The sequence below is a fragment of the Williamsia sp. MIQD14 genome (assembly GCF_051025635.1).
Classification (GTDB): Bacteria; Actinomycetota; Actinomycetes; order Mycobacteriales; family Mycobacteriaceae; genus Williamsia_A.
The window spans coordinates 322394-335610 of record NZ_JBPFDG010000004.1 but is presented as its reverse complement, the minus strand read 5'-3'; the positions used below and the strand labels follow the sequence as shown (position 1 = coordinate 335610).

Genomic DNA, 13217 nt, shown 5'->3' with positions numbered 1-13217 from the left:
GCTCATCCACGCTCCGAGGTGGCGTCGACCTTAGCCGATGCACCCGACACCGCGGCGTGAGTGACGGCCACACCGACCACCTGGACACCGAGCGCGACCAGCGACTCGACCGACGACTTCAGCCCGGGCCGCGTGGTCCGGTTGAGCCGCGCGAGCACCACGGTCGCGTCGGAGAGTGCGGCACACACCGCCGCCGACGTCGAGGCGTCCGTGGCGGGGGTGTCGAGCACGACGAAGTCGAATCGACGACGGGCCTGGGCGAGCACCTCGTCGAAGCCCTCCGAGGAGATGAGTTCGCCGGCCGTCGGGGGACGCGTACCCGCAGGCAGCACGGCGAGGTTCTCGCGCAGACGCACCACGTTCGACACCAGATCGCCCTCGCCCACCACGGCCGACGACAGACCCTTGTCGGAGGAGATGGAGATGGCGCGGGCGATGCCGTTGCCCGCGAGATCGGCGTCGATGAGCAGGACGTCGTGGCCCGCGTCGGCGAGCACGCCGGCGAGTCCGAGGGCGACGGTGGTGCGACCGACCCCCGCGCCCGGGCCGGTGACGGTGATGACGCGTGGGGAGGTGCCGCTGGCCGATGCGGCGGCCCCGATGAAGCGGATGTTGGTGCGCAGCGTGCGGAAGGGCTCCATGCCCTCGCCGCTGCCGGTGACCGCGGCCTCGACGTAGAGGTCGCTCGTGGGGATCTCGGCCAGGAGGTGGTGTCCGCTGCTGGTGGTGACCGCGGCGCTGTCGCGCACCCGGCGGTCGAGCAGGGCGAGACCGACCGCGACGAGGATGCCGACGATCAGGCCGGCCGCGACACCCATGATCAGCAGGATCCAGACCGAGAACCCGACGGGGGTCGAGGGCAGGTCGGCGTCGTCGAGGACGATCGCCGTCGCCGCGGCACCGCCACCTCGACGGGAGGTCTCGAGTTCCTGGACCACGACGGCGGTCTGCTGGGCGACGGCGTTGGCGTAGGACTGCGCACGACGCGGCGAGGCGTCGGTGACGGTCACGGCCATGATCACCGTCTTGTCGATGGCCGCCGCGGTGGTGTGGGCGCGCAGGGTGTCGGCACTGACCGCCCCACCGAGCGCGGCCGACGCACGACGCGCGACCTGATCGCTCGTGGCGATCGCGGCGTAGGAGTTGACGCGTTCCTGGGCGAAGAGGTTGTTCTGGTAGGACTCGCCCACCGACGACCCGCCCTCGGCCGTCGCGAACAGTCGCGACGTCGCGGCGTACCCGGAGTCCTGGAAGAAGACACTGTAGGCGTATCCGCCCGCTGCGCCGATCACGGCGAACACCACGATCACCCACCAGAACTTCACGAATATCCGTACATACTCGCGAATAGCCACGCGATGGACTCCCTTCAGGCCGGACAGCATCCGGACAGAAAACTGATGAACGATTCGTCGTCGACAGGAACGTGATCGTCTCCGACGGGGTCACGAACGAACACGACCACCGACCCGAACGATACGACAATGCGCGATGGATACCTCGCCTGCCATGCCCGGACAACCCTAACCCGACGTTCCCCGACGCGCCGGGGATGCCCGAACGACCATACCGACTTGCACTCCCTCATCGAGATGCAAAGATTGCCCACGTGAAGGTCGTCTATCGCGTCATCGTGGTCGCAGTTGCCCTGCTCGCCGCATTCGGTGCGATTTACCTCGGCGGGTCGGCCCTCAAAGCAACTTTGGCCGGTCTGGCGATGATCGTCGGCGTGTACGTGGGATTGCGGCACCCCATCTGGTTGCTGTGGCTCCTCGCCTTCGTCGCCGGGATGTTCCCCGCCGGATACCTGCCGGGTGTGCACGTCCCCATGGTGTTCAGCTTCGCGATGGGGTCCCTGCTGGCCACCATCATCCATCCGTGGGAGGTCACGGGGTTCAGCACGCTCGAGCGCTGGGTGCTCGCACTGGTGGGCGTGTCGTTCGTGTCGCTGGTGGCGAGCGGGTTCAACCTCATCGCGATCATGGAGTACGTCAAGTGGACCACCGCGACGCTGCTGATCATCGTGCTGCTGCGTCTCCCCCGCGACCAACTGCGCAGATTCGGTCAGATCTATGTGGTGTCGGCGACGGCGGCGTCCCTGCTCGCCATCGGTATCGTGTTCGGCGACTCGGGCGGTCGCGTGCTCAAGGCCCTGTCGATCCTGGGTTACGGCGTGAAGGACAACAACTTCTTCGTCTACACCGAGAGCGGCGCGGTGGCGCGCCTGGCGGGCACGTTCCTCGAGCCGAACTCCGCGGGTATCGCCATCCTCGTCGCCGCGCTCATCTGTGCGGTCGTGTTCGACGGATGGCGGCGCGTCGCCTGCGGCGCGATCCTGCTGCTCGCCCTCGCCCTGACGCTGAGCCGCGCATCGCTGTTCGCCGTGGTCGTCGGCGTGATCCTCATGTTGGTCTTCGCGAGCCTGAGCGCCCGCCAGCGGATGGGGATCGTCGGTGTCTTCTTCCTCGGGTTCTGCGTCGCGATCGCGGTGCCCAAGATCCGCAACCGCATCTTCAGCTCCTTCGGGTCGCAGGACGCCGGCTCGAACGCCCGCCTCGACGCCCTGAAGGACTTCCCGTCGTACATGGGCGGGAAATGGGTGTTCGGCCGCGGTTGGGGACTCATCGAATTCAAGGACCCGTCGAAATCCATCGCGACCAACTTCGTGGCCAATGCACCGCTTCTCGCTACGTATCGCGGCGGCGTGATCGTCGCAGCGGTATTCGTGATGACATTTCTGTACGCGAGTTATCTCGCATATCAATGTCTGCGGACCACGCATTGGAATCTCGCATTTTACGGCGGGGGCTTCATCGGGTTTTTCTTCCTCACCATGCAATTGGACATCGGCACGGTCACCATTCCCGCCACCGTCGCGGCACTGTCATTGTTGGTGACATTCCTGAAATACACCCATGAACTGGCCATGGATCTCGACGACGTCGGTCGGGGCAGGGCCGGCCCCGTCCCGCCACCACTGCCCCGTCCCGCACCGCGCGTACCCGTCGCCGATGTCGAACCCCCGCGCGTGCCCGCCCACGCCCGGGCGCAGTGAGGCGCCGCGCACCCGCACACTCCTCTCCAGCGCGCGGGCCACGGCACGCCGCATCCCGCGTCGTGCTGCTCGTGTCGGTGGTTCTCGTATGCCTGACCGCGGCTGCCTGCGGCACTGACCCGACCGCCGTCCCCGGGGTGCTCATCGCGCCGAGCGACCGCGTCTCGGCGAACCCGATCGCCGTCGACGACTCGCGGACGACCCAGGGCATAGCCCTGTCGACCGCGCCCTACTTCGACTCCGCCGAACAGACCCGCAGCAGTTATGACCTGGCCGCGCGCACAGGACTGGACTCGATCCGCCTGCCCGTCCAGTGGGGCCTCATCCAGCCCGACAACGCGAACACCTTCGACTGGGCGGTCACCGACCGCATCGTCGACGACGCCGTGCGGGCGAAGGTGAAGATCCTGGCCACCCTGTCCTCGACGCCCACCTGGGCGGCAGCACCCGGGGGCGACGGGCCCTACGTCCGGCCGCGCGACCCGGGCCAGTTCGCCGCCTTCGCCGCCACGGTCGCCCGTCGGTACCAGGGGAAGATCGCCGACTACGAGATCTGGAACGAACCCAACGCGGGGCTGTTCTACGGACCGCAGCCGGATCCGGCGGGCTACACCGCCCTGTTGAAGGCGTCGTATCGGGCCATCAAAGCCGTCGATCGTTCCCTTGTCGTCGTCGCCGGCGGCCTCGGTCCGGTGATTGATTCCGCATCGACGATCAACCCTGTCAAATTCTTGACCGCCATGTATGCCGACGGAGCTGCGGGCAACTTCGACGCGTTGTCGTTCCACCCCTACAAATATGACCTCAGCCTCGCCGACGGGTGGCGCCTTCCGAACTCCCCCGGTCGCCAACTGTCAGGACTCCGTCAATTGATGATCGCTAATGGCGATGAGGGAAAAAAGATCTGGGCGACCGAATTCGGTATCCCCACCGTCGACGTCTCCGAGGCCGAACAGGCCCGACGGATCCCCGAGTTCATCCAGAAGTGGATCGAGCTGCCCTATGTGGGCCCGGTGTTCTACTACACCGATCGCGACCGGGCGACCGGCGACGGTGACACCGAGAACAACTTCGGCCTCGAGCGCTCCGACGGGACGCCCAAGCCCGTGGTCGCGACCCTCTCGGCGTACGCACGCAACGGGATACCCGACGCCGTCGTCGATCGCCGGATCCGTGCCGTCGACGCCGAACCGGGCTGGGGCCGCATCCTCAGTCCGGTCGTCCCGGTCACCTCGACCGGCATCCTGGGGCGCTACTACGAGAACGTCACCGTCTTCTCGACACCGATGGGACTGATCTCCTCACCCGAGCAGATCGCGGCACGAATGGCTGTCTATGACACCTACCCGGTGGCGTTCTTCGTCGACGGCTACCAGGACACCGCGGCGGCACTGCGTGTCTACAGCTCACCGTCGACCGGCACCCACGTCATCGGCAACGGGATCGTCTCGGCGTGGGACCCGCGGTACGGGCTAGCGACCACCGAGGAGCTACCTCTCCCCGGCGGGGGCGTCCGCGCGCAGTTCCAGAACGGATCGATCACCTGGACCCCCACCCGTGGCGGCGTGGGGATGCTCGACCGCTGATCGGTCAGGGGCACACCAGGTTCTGTACGGCCCGCTGCGGGACGCCGTCGGCCCATCGCTGCGCGTTGCGGTCGTGCAGTGTGCGCGACTGCATCTCGGCGTACGCGGCGTCGCGAAGGTATCGGCGGGCCTGCTCGACGAACTGCTCCTCGTCGTCGAACGGGTCGAGGTCGAACACCGGGCCGAGCGACCCGATGGCGGCCGAGGTACCGATCACCGGCAGGCCACGGCTGGCGGCGTCGAGGATCTTCACCCGCACCCCGCCGCCGGTCGCGACCGGCGCGATCAGTGCCCGACAGGTGGACAGGAACGACTGCAGATCATCGACGAAACCGAGGTCGTGGACCCCCTCGGGGTAGGTCACCGCCGGGGCGTTGGCCGCCTTGGCGCCCACGATGTACAACTCCGCACCGTCGATTCCCTGCGCGATCCGCGGCCACAACCGCAGCGCGATCTCGAAGGCCTCCTGGTTCGGCGGCCAGTCACGGGTGCCCATGAACACCAGCCGCGGCCCGGCGTCGGCGAGCCCGAGACGGGTCGCGGGCGGCATCGTCAGGTCGATCCATCGCGCCCCGGCCGCACCCTCGGCGCGATACATCTGCGCCTCCTCCGCGTCATAGGTGCCCACGGCATCGGCGGCGCGGGCCACCCGGATCTCGTCGCGCAGGATGAACGGGCTCTGCAGTCGTCCGATGATGCCGCGGGTCGCCTTCCACACCTGCGACTCGGTGTTCACGGTGTTGATGACGAATCGCACGCCGGGTTCGCGGGCCCGCAGATAGCTCTCGGCCATGTAGCTGTGTTCGGCCACCCACACGTCGGACCGGCCGTGGTGGGCGGCGATGGTCGCGCGCAGCTCGGGCTGGTCGTAGCGCTCGTGGACGATGCTGCGACGGTGCACGACACTGCGCGGCACCAGTCGGACCGACGGTGCGGGCTTGGCCACACGGGTCAACCCGGATACCGCGGGGGCGTCGGTGACGGTCGACAGGCAGATGGTCTCCACGTCGGCGAACGTCTTGGTGATCTCGATCATCAGGCGCGACAGCGCGATGTCGCCCCCGTGCTCGGCGACGGGATCCTTCGACAGCAGGTAGGTGACACGCGTCATCGCCTCTTCGGGCCCTTCTCGTGGTCTGTGGGGGACGCGACCCCGTCGGCGACGGGTGCGGGTGCGTCCGGGGTCGGATCGGCGACAGGCCTGCGCAGTGCGATCGTGAACACCGTCAGCAGGATGATGTCGGCGATCACGGTCGCGATCGCCGCACCCACCGCACCGGCCCACACCAGGCCGGCCACCATGGCCAGCTTGATCACGACGACGACGGCGTAGGCGCTGCTGCGCACGATGTCGCGTCGCTGCATCGACAGGATCACGGTGTCGACGAAGATGACGACGCGCAGGCACACGAACAGCGACATGATCATCATCGCGGCCGCGATCTGGGTCGCCACGGGCAGGAACAGTGCCACGAAGCCCGCGAGGAAGAGCACCGAACCGGCCGCCGCGGCGAGGATCACGGTGTGCCGCATCGGCGGTCCCGAACTCACCCGACCGTCGCCGTCGCGGAGTTTCTCGTGGTACGTGCTGCCCAGAGCCGCACCCACCTGTGCCAGCGCCCAGGCACAGACCACGGCGATCGAGTAGTAGCCGACGGTGGTGCTGTCGGTGAGGAAGCCGAGCAGCAGCACGTCGCCCTGCAGGTAGAGGGCCACGGCGAGGTTCTCGCCGAACAGCACCGCGGCGATCTTCGGCGGGCCGGGGAACTGGGGCCGGTCGCCGCGGATCGTCCACACCGCCAGCACCGCCACCACGAGGTACGGGATCACGAACAGGATGCTCGCCACGGTCAGCGACGGATCCGGCGCGAGGTAGAGGTAGGCGCCGCCGAGGACCACGGCCGACACCTGACGGATGGTGTCCCAGCGCTGGACCACGTCGGGGTGGCCGTCGCGCAGGCGCCGACTCTTCAGGGCGCTGAAGATCATCTCGCCGCCACTGGCGACCAGACCGAACCAGACGATGTAGGAGAACGGCGTGAGCAACAGCCCCGGGATGATCATCGCCAACGCGATGAGGACGCGCAGCGAGCGCTCGCGGACGAACCGGTCCTCGCTCTCCCGGATCGCGCGGACCGCGAACGGGTTGTCCAGCGGCGCGGAGAGGATCGCGCCGGCGGCGTAGGCCATCGCGTACTGGCCGTAGGCACCGACACCGACCTGTCCGATGAGCGAGGCGGTCCACAGCAGACCGGTCCCCCGACCGCCGTAGGTCCACAGGGCCGCGATCAGGGCCTTGGTGATGTGTTGGCGACCGGACAGGACCGGCGCGCCCCCATCACGTGACCCCCCATCAGGTGAACCCCCGTCTGGTGAACCGCTGTCGGGTGCACCGGCCTCGGGCGCCGAGCTCATCGCGACCAGACGTCGACGAACCGCTGGACGACGTTGCGCGGGCTGCGGTCGGCGCGCACCACGGTCAACTCGTCGACGAGACGCCGGAGCCGTTCGTCGTCGTCGACGAGGGACTGGGCCGCGGCGCTCAACGCCGGGATGGGATCGGCGTCGTCGTCGGGACCGCCGACGACCACCGCACCGCCGTCGTCGGCCATCTCCGCCAGCGCGCCGTGGGCGGTGCTGACGAGCGGGGTCAGGTAGGCGATGGCGTGGGCGGCGACCGAGGAGGCCGGGAACACCGGACCGTAGAGGGTGCGCTGTCCGTAGGGCACGAGCAGCGTCCGCACCGATCCGAAGAAGTCGTCGAGATCGGTCCCGTCCAGTCCTCCGAGGATCTCGACGCCGTCGACCGGCGGCAACGCCTCGGTGCCCCGTCCGGCGACGCGCAGGGCGATCGACGGGTCCAACGCGGCCCGGATACGGGAGATGTGCTCGAAACCCTTGCCGCGGTAGACGAGTCCGAACATGCCGACCGCGCGTGGCCGTTCGTGGGCGGGGGCGATCTCCGGACGGTCGAGCACCAGCAGTGGCACATGGTGCACCGTCGCCCGCGGGAAGGCCGCGCCGAGGGCGTCGGCGCCCGCGTGGGTGAGCGCGAACATCGAGCGGTCGCCGATGACGCGACGCTCCACGGCGCGGGTGACCGGCCGGCCCGGATAGTGCAGGGCGTGGCTCGCGACTCGCGACTTCGACAGCAGCCGGGTACGTCCGGGCAGCCACACGACACCGGGCGGGTCGTGCACCGTCGCGGTGCTCACCACCGACGGCACCCTGCGTTCGACGAACGCGGTGGGCCAGAACGACTCGACCGAGCCGCCGGACAACTCGGCGTGCAGGGCGACGCGCCCCGAGGCGTCGACCGCGGCGAGGATCTCGCGGTGTCGGCGGCGCAGGGTGGCGACGGTGTCGGTGCCGGGTCCGGGATGGCGGAACTCGATCACGTCGTCGATCTGACGGCGGAGTTCTTCGACGAAGATGTCGCTGTAGTGCCCGACACCACCCGCGGTGGACTCCGGTGCGACGTAGACGACTCGGGACGGCCGACGGCCGGTGGCGGCCGTCGGCTCCTGTGTGGGGTCGACCATGTTCGTGCGGCCGCGGCCCGTCAGAAGAACAGGGGTCGGTAGTACGGCGTGTACTGCAGGGCGTCGGGGTCGCGCATCGACTTCACCTTGGCGGGCACGCCGGCGACCATCTCGAGGTCGTTGACGGGGCGGGTGACGCAGGCGCACGCACCGACGACCGCGCCGCGACCGATGTGCGCGCCGCCGAGCACGGTGGCGCGGGTCGCGACCCAGGCGTAGTCCCCCACCTGCAGCGGCGCGAACACCGGCGGGAAGTCCTTGTGGTTCGGGTCGTGGCCGCCGGCGATGAACTGGGTGTCACTAGCGATGACGACGTTGTCGCCGATCGCGATGCCGCTCCGGGCGTCGAACAGCACCCGGAAACCGATCGAGCAGTTCTCGCCGATGTTGAGCAGGTCGATGTCGAACACCTGCAGGCCGCGCAGGAAGGTGGTGCCCTCACCGATCGTGGCGCCGAACAGCTTCAGATAGTTGCGGCGGATGGCATGGAACGGGATGTGGGTGACGAACGAGTTGAACAGCAGGCCACCGATCCGGTTGCGGATCTTGTATCCGACCGACAGTTCCTCGAAGCTCCAGCGGGTCTTCCACCCGGGCGGGTCGGGAAGCGTGAGGGTCTTCGCGGGTTCGCTTGCCGCGCTCGACTTCTCGGCATCGGACTGCTTGCTGACGGTCACACCTTCTCCTTGTTCGTCATCGGGTGTCGTCCACCCGACGGGCTCGTCACGGCAGTGCGGTCATCGGGCTGCGACCGGATGCGTCATGTGCGATTCGACCATGCTCGAGACGATCTCGCCGAATTCGACGGTGGGTGCCCAACCGAGGACCGCCCGGGCATGTGCTGCGTCACCGACGAAGTCCGACGGGTCGACCGGGCGGACGTGGGCAGAGTCGACCTCGACGAGGTGCTCCCAGTCGTCGATCCCGACCGCGGCGAAACCGGCGGCCACGAAATCGCGGACCGAGTGCGAGGTCCCGGTGGCGATCACGAAGTCGTCGCCCCGGGCGTCGGAGCGGACCGCCATCCGGTACATCGCGTCGGCGTAGTCCGGGGCCCACCCCCAGTCGCGGCGCGCGGTCAGGTCCCCCAGCGACAGCCGGTCGCGGTCACCCCTGGCGATCGCGGCCACGCCGTGCGCGATCTTCCCGGTCACGAACTCCGTCCCGCGACGGGGGGATTCGTGGTTGAAGAGGATCGCGTTGTTCACCGCGAGGCCACGGTCGCGGTAGACCGCGCCCAGCAGGTGTGTGTAGGCCTTGGTGGCGCCGTAGGGCGACGAGGGCGAGATCGGCGTCGACTCGTCGAGACGTCCGGCGTCGGTGGTCCCGAAGATCTCCGCGCTCGAGGCGTTGACGAACACGACTCGGTCACCGGTGCGGTCGGCGACCCCCATCGCCGCATCGAGCAGGGCGGTGGTGGCTACGGCGTTGACCCTCGCGGTGGCGACCGGCGCCTGCCAGGAACGTCCGACCGAGGACGCGCCCGCGAGGTGGAAGACGACGCCGGGCGACACCTCGGCGACGAGTGCCGCGGCCGCCTCGTCGTCGACGAGGTCGCACCCGTGCAGATGCGCGCCGGTCAGGTCGGCCGGCGACGTCTCCGACATGGCGGTGCCGGGCCGGTAGGCGCCGTGTACCTCCCACCCGTCGGCGAGGAGACGTTCGGCGAGGTAGGAACCGTCCTGCCCGTAGATCCCGGTGACGAGGGCTACGCGCGGATCGGGGCGAGCGTCATCGTGCATGGACAGCCGGCGGCGCAGACGACGCCACGGTCTGCGTCCGTGCACGCTCGGACTCGAGATCACCGGCCACCATCATCCGGACCAGTTCCGGGAACGACACGCTCGGTGTCCAGCCCAGCTTCTCGCGTGCCTTCGTGGAGTCACCGATCAGCAGGTCGACCTCGGCGGGCCGGAAGAACTGCGGATCGATCTTCACGTAGCGCTCCCAGTCGTCGATCCCGACCTCGGTGAACGCGATGTCGAGGAACTCGCGGATGGAGTGGGTCTCGCCGGTCGAGATCACGTAGTCGTCGGCCTCGTCCTGCTGCAGCATCAGGTACATCGCCTCGACGTAGTCGCCGGCGAAGCCCCAGTCACGTTTGGCGTCGAGGTTGCCCAGCGAGATCGAGTCCTGCAGGCCGAGCGCGATCCGCGCGACCGCGTTGCTGATCTTGCGGGTCACGAACTCGATACCGCGACGCGGCGACTCGTGGTTGAACAGCACTCCCGAGCTGGCGTGCATGCCGTACGACTCGCGGTAGTTGATGGTCATGTAGTGGCCGTAGACCTTGGCGACGCCGTAGGGCGATCGCGGCCAGAGCAGGGTGGTCTCCTTCTGCGGGACCTCCTGGACACGACCGAACATCTCCGAGCTCGACGCCTGATAGAAGCGCACCTCGTGGTCGGAGATGTCCTGATAGAGGCGCACGGCCTCGAGCATGTTCAGCACGCCGCCGCCGGTCACGTCGGTGGTCAGGCGCGCGTTCTCCCAGGAGTACGCGACGAAGGAGATCGCGCCGAGGTTGTAGACCTCGTCGGGGCGGGCCAGCGTCATCGACTTCATCAGGCTCGACAGGTCCAGCAGGTCGCCGGTGACGATCTTGACGTCGGGGAACTCCTCGCGCAGCGCCCCCACCTTCGGGTTGTTCTGGCCGCGGACGAGGCCCCAGACCTCGTATCCCTTCTTCTGCAGCAGCTCGGCGAGATAGAGGCCGTCCTGTCCGGTGATACCGGTGATCAGGGCGCGTTTCTGGGTCACCAGATGTCCTTCGGGTCCGGCGCGAGACGGTCGACGATCTCGTGCAGTTGTGCGGCGAAGTGGTCGTCGGAGAAGCGCGTGACGTGGTCGGCGATCTTCTCCGAGTCCCAGTGACGCTGTTCGACGCGGGTCACCGCGGCACGGATGGCCTCGGGCTCGGGCTCGTCGAAGTACTCGGCGGTCACGTGCTCGACGGCGGTGTCGAGGAAACCACCCCAGCGGAGCAGGGCGGCGGGCTTACCGTAGGCCGCACCCTCGATCGGGGTGAGGCCGTAGTCCTCGTACGACGCGGCGACGACAGCCGAGCAGTGGCGGTAGAGCCACGCCATCTGGCGGTCGCTGAGGTCGGACACCATCGCGACGTTGTCGGGTTTGAGTGCGCGCAGTCGCTCGGCCTCGGGACCGCGTCCGACGACGACGAGGCGTCGATCCGTGTCGCGGAAGGCCTCGATGACCTTGTCGACGTTCTTGTAGGCCAGCAGACGCGAGATGCAGAGGTGGTAGCCGTCGGGCGCCCAGTCGGCGACCTCCTCGACGACCTCGGGCTCGGGTTCGACCGTGATGGTGGCCGGTGCGGGCAGCACCATCGACGGCCGGTCGTAGGCGGCGGTGATGCGACCCTGGACGGCGTTGCTGATCGCGAGGTACTCCTCGCACGACGCCGCGGCCCGACGATCCCAACGGCGCAGGAACGGCGTGAGGACCGACAGGGCGAAACGCTTCTTCCAGCCCGCCGACTCCCCGAGGTAGGCCTCGGCCTGGTAGAGCCAGCGCGCCGGCGAGTAGCAGTAGACGAGCTTGGTGCCCGAGGTGCGGAAACCGTGCGCCCAACCACTGGAACTCACCAGCACCAGGTCGGCGTCGATGTGCATCGACGACGCCGCTGCGGGGAGCAGCGGCAGGGCCGCGCGGTGGCTGCGGCGGAGGAAGCCGACCTTGTTCAGCGGGGAGACCCGGATGTCCATGTCCGAGAACTCGGGATAGGTGTTCTCCGGATCGAACAGGGTGGTGTAGATCACGGCGTCGGGAAAGGCCCGCGCCATCGAGAGGACCACCTTCTCGGCGCCTCCGCGCTGCGTGAGGTAGTCGTGGGCGATCGCCACCCGGGGACGGGAGCGCTCGACGGACCCGACGCGACGGTCGGCATCGGCCCGCATGCCCCGGTCCTTCGTGTCCGCTCGGTCGATCACACTCACCGTGAGACTCCCATTCTGTGCGAAAGACGTGGAACTTTCGGAGATTTCTCGCTGTGGAACTCGAGAGGAGCGGTGTCGTCTGCTCACTCGACTGTCGTCGGGTCCGGGTGGATCGTTACGGGCAGGGCGCGCGACCGGACGTGAGGCCGCGACCCTGTGACTGCGGCTAAGGATAACCGCTGCCGCTCTGCGGGGTGCGATCAACGGGTTGTTGGTTACCCCACGTCATTAGCTGCACACATGCACGGGAAGCCGCGACCGTCCCCACCGAGTGCGACGCGACGAGGTGCCCGTCGAGTCCGGCGCGAGATACCGAGAGGCCCATACCGACGGTTCGTCGCCGATGCGGGCGTGGATGGGATCACCGATCCGGTGAAGAAGAAAAAGGAGGAAGCGCTCGGTGGGGCGGGCGGGGCTCGAACCCGCGACCAAGGGATTATGAGTCCCCGGCTCTGACCAACTGAGCTACCGCCCCGGGTCGGCGCGACCACCGGCTCCCCCAACTGGACTCGAACCAGTAACCGTCCGATTAACAGTCGGAAGCTCTGCCAATTGAGCTATGGGGGAATGCTGTCGATCGACAACGGGGTGGACACCCCGCGGCCGAACCGCTGGGAGGGACTTTATCCCATGGGGTCGGCCCGGCACCAAATCGGCCGCGGCGAGACCTTGACTCCCCGCCGCCGGATCCGCCCGACGATGTGGACACCACCTGCATCGGGCAGGATGGAGCACGACATCCTCCTCCGGCCGGTGCCACGGTGCTGCCCTCGGCGCAGCCGTGGATGCACCGGAGCCCGGCTCGAAACGTTCGACACGGAAGGCTCAACGCCCATGGTTCGACTGCTCGCCCTTCTCGGCGTCGGTTATGTGCTCGGCGCGAAGGCGGGTCGGCGTCGCTACGACCAGATCAACGGCGCCTATCACGCCGTCACGGGGTCGCCGGCCACACGCAAGGCGATCGAGATCGGCCGTCAGAAGCTGTCGGAGAAGATCAACCCCGAGCCCCCGCTGACCCGCGTCCACCAGATCGACGACTCGACCACCGTCTACGCGCCGCGCGACGCGCGCGACTGAC

General features: G+C 68.3%; 11 protein-coding genes and 2 tRNA genes. 3 read left to right on the top strand and 10 right to left on the bottom strand.

All coding sequences use genetic code 11. The features are described 5' to 3' along the window. Window positions 1-2: 2 nt before the first annotated feature. A complete protein-coding gene (locus tag ACQ7HM_RS16190) occupies window positions 3-1355 on the bottom strand; it encodes an AAA family ATPase (protein WP_434217259.1) in 1353 nt (450 codons plus the stop codon). Window positions 1356-1609: 254 nt separating this feature from the next. Here ACQ7HM_RS16190 and ACQ7HM_RS16185 point away from each other — a divergent pair, with 254 nt between their 5' ends. Then, the gene (locus tag ACQ7HM_RS16185; RefSeq protein WP_434217258.1) at window positions 1610-3055 is read left to right on the top strand and encodes an O-antigen ligase domain-containing protein; all 1446 of its coding nucleotides are present in this window, start codon (window positions 1610-1612) and stop codon (window positions 3053-3055) included. Window positions 3056-3126: 71 nt separating this feature from the next. Continuing rightward, window positions 3127-4641 carry a cellulase family glycosylhydrolase gene (locus ACQ7HM_RS16180; protein WP_434217257.1) on the top strand — a complete coding sequence of 505 codons (1515 nt, stop codon included), beginning with the start codon at window positions 3127-3129 and terminating at the stop codon, window positions 4639-4641. 4 nt (window positions 4642-4645) lie between these two features. Here ACQ7HM_RS16180 and ACQ7HM_RS16175 read toward each other — a convergent pair whose 3' ends face one another. The 9 genes from ACQ7HM_RS16175 to ACQ7HM_RS16135 form a co-directional block, all read right to left on the bottom strand. Then, the gene (locus ACQ7HM_RS16175) at window positions 4646-5752 is read right to left on the bottom strand and encodes a glycosyltransferase (RefSeq protein WP_434217256.1); all 1107 of its coding nucleotides are present in this window, start codon (window positions 5750-5752) and stop codon (window positions 4646-4648) included. Beyond that, complete coding sequence (locus ACQ7HM_RS16170) at window positions 5749-7056, bottom strand: lipopolysaccharide biosynthesis protein (RefSeq protein ID WP_434217255.1); 1308 nt, start codon at window positions 7054-7056, stop codon at window positions 5749-5751. The genes ACQ7HM_RS16175 and ACQ7HM_RS16170 overlap by 4 nt, the downstream gene beginning before the upstream one ends. After that, window positions 7053-8183 (bottom strand): glycosyltransferase, encoded by a 1131-nt coding sequence (locus ACQ7HM_RS16165; protein WP_434217254.1) that lies wholly within the window; start codon window positions 8181-8183, stop codon window positions 7053-7055. Before ACQ7HM_RS16165 ends, ACQ7HM_RS16170 begins: the two co-directional genes overlap by 4 nt. 20 nt (window positions 8184-8203) lie before the next feature. Further along, window positions 8204-8860, bottom strand: coding sequence for an acyltransferase (locus ACQ7HM_RS16160; RefSeq protein WP_434217253.1), 657 nt, complete (start codon window positions 8858-8860; stop codon window positions 8204-8206). A 60-nt stretch (window positions 8861-8920) separates the two neighbouring features. Continuing rightward, entirely contained in the window at window positions 8921-9925 is a 1005-nt protein-coding gene (locus ACQ7HM_RS16155) for a GDP-mannose 4,6-dehydratase (protein WP_434217252.1), read from the bottom strand. Then, window positions 9915-10943: a GDP-mannose 4,6-dehydratase gene (locus ACQ7HM_RS16150; RefSeq protein ID WP_434217251.1), complete on the bottom strand. Its 1029-nt coding sequence runs from the start codon at window positions 10941-10943 to the stop codon at window positions 9915-9917. The genes ACQ7HM_RS16155 and ACQ7HM_RS16150 overlap by 11 nt, the downstream gene beginning before the upstream one ends. After that, window positions 10940-12100, bottom strand: a complete 1161-nt coding sequence (locus tag ACQ7HM_RS16145; protein WP_434217250.1) for a glycosyltransferase — start codon at window positions 12098-12100, stop codon at window positions 10940-10942. Before ACQ7HM_RS16145 ends, ACQ7HM_RS16150 begins: the two co-directional genes overlap by 4 nt. Before the next feature lie 440 nt (window positions 12101-12540). Further along, window positions 12541-12614, bottom strand: a tRNA-Ile gene (locus ACQ7HM_RS16140). 19 nt (window positions 12615-12633) lie between these two features. After that, window positions 12634-12706: transfer RNA gene (locus ACQ7HM_RS16135), tRNA-Asn, on the bottom strand. A gap of 267 nt (window positions 12707-12973) precedes the next feature. Between ACQ7HM_RS16135 and ACQ7HM_RS16130 the strand changes: the two genes are divergently transcribed. Then, window positions 12974-13216: a hypothetical protein gene (locus ACQ7HM_RS16130; protein WP_434217249.1), complete on the top strand. Its 243-nt coding sequence runs from the start codon at window positions 12974-12976 to the stop codon at window positions 13214-13216. Window position 13217: the final 1 nt, after the last annotated feature.

Excerpts from the sequence above, each read along its gene's own strand:
- ACQ7HM_RS16145 (WP_434217250.1), bottom strand. The coding sequence starts at position 12,100 with ATGCGGGCCGATGCCGACCGTCGCGTCGGGTCCGTCGAGCGCTCCCGT.
- ACQ7HM_RS16130 (WP_434217249.1), top strand. The coding sequence starts at position 12,974 with ATGGTTCGACTGCTCGCCCTTCTCGGCGTCGGTTATGTGCTCGGCGCG.
- ACQ7HM_RS16175 (WP_434217256.1), bottom strand. The coding sequence starts at position 5,752 with ATGACGCGTGTCACCTACCTGCTGTCGAAGGATCCCGTCGCCGAGCAC.
- ACQ7HM_RS16155 (WP_434217252.1), bottom strand. The coding sequence starts at position 9,925 with ATGCACGATGACGCTCGCCCCGATCCGCGCGTAGCCCTCGTCACCGGG.
- ACQ7HM_RS16170 (WP_434217255.1), bottom strand. The coding sequence starts at position 7,056 with ATGAGCTCGGCGCCCGAGGCCGGTGCACCCGACAGCGGTTCACCAGAC.
- ACQ7HM_RS16165 (WP_434217254.1), bottom strand. The coding sequence starts at position 8,183 with ATGGTCGACCCCACACAGGAGCCGACGGCCGCCACCGGCCGTCGGCCG.